We start from the raw sequence: 396 nt of genomic DNA on the forward strand, positions 1-396 counted from the left end.
GCAGACCAACCTGCTGGCGCTCAACGCCACCATCGAGGCGGCCCGCGCGGGTGCGGCCGGCAAGGGCTTCGCGGTCGTGGCTTCCGAGGTGAAGGCCCTGGCCGAGCAGACCGCGAAGGCGACCGGGGAGATCGGCCAGCAGGCCAGCGCGCACGGACGCATGGCCGCAGCGCCCGGCGACAAGGCGCGGCACCCCGGGGTGATCGTCGAGGTCCTGAGCGGGCAGGCGCCGCAGGTCGGCGAGGTCGTGAGCATGATCCAGGGCATCGCCGGGCAGACCAACCTGCTGGCGCTCAACGCCACCATCGAGGCGGCCCGCGCGGGTGCGGCCGGCAAGGGCTTCGCGGTCGTGGCTTCCGAGGTGAAGGCCCTGGCCGAGCAGACCGCGAAGGCGAC

At 74.0% G+C, this 396-nt stretch carries 1 protein-coding gene; it reads left to right on the forward strand.

What is annotated here, in order from left to right; all coding sequences use genetic code 11:
* Positions 1-396, forward strand: a 396-nt coding sequence (locus MKK82_RS31005) for a methyl-accepting chemotaxis protein (protein WP_243987897.1), incomplete at both ends; no start/stop codon positions are given.

This window comes from Methylobacterium sp. E-046 (assembly GCF_022829625.1).
GTDB lineage: Bacteria > Pseudomonadota > Alphaproteobacteria > Rhizobiales > Beijerinckiaceae > Methylobacterium > Methylobacterium longum.